At 60.1% G+C, this 579-nt stretch carries 1 pseudogene; it reads left to right on the plus strand.

The features are described 5' to 3' along the window. Positions 1-271: 271 nt before the first annotated feature. Positions 272-579 (plus strand): annotated as a pseudogene (locus A3754_RS17545) (porin family protein); the annotation flags it as partial.

Here is a 579-nt window from a genome sequence, read left to right on the forward strand (position 1 = left end):
GGCCATGGCGATCGCCGGCCTCGATCAGAAAGGTGCTGTTCTCGATGCCGTGGCTGGCGGCGTGATAATCGCGCAGCTGGAAACCGAACGGCTCCAGCACCTCTGCCAATTGGGCGGGGCTGAGCGGGGTGTACACCGACATCACAATCCTCGTTGTTGATGAAAAAAGGCCGCAGATGACCAGACTCTGCCCGCAGGCAATGGTATAACAGGCCGTCGATGCGTATCAGCAAAGCGCATAATCCCAACAATAACAAAAGGACGACAGACAATGCGTTACTGGATGCTTTTCGGGTTGTTGTTCAGTCCCGCTCTGTGGGCGGACCCGGTAGCCCATTATCAGGATCAGCGTTCTGCCTATGTGGCCGGCAACCTGATGCACCTCAATCTCGATTATGACAGCCGGGAGGTAACCCCCACCGGGGTTGGCCTGCGCCTGGGCGGCATGGTCAATCCCTACTGGGGGGTAGAGCTGCGCGCGGCCACCGGGCCCTCGCCGGACACCTACCGGTCGGAAAACAGTCGCAACAAGGTCGACTATAGCGTGGACCATGTGGGCGCGTTGCTGGCCACGGGCCG

The sequence above is a fragment of the Alcanivorax sp. HI0083 genome, from assembly GCF_001635175.1.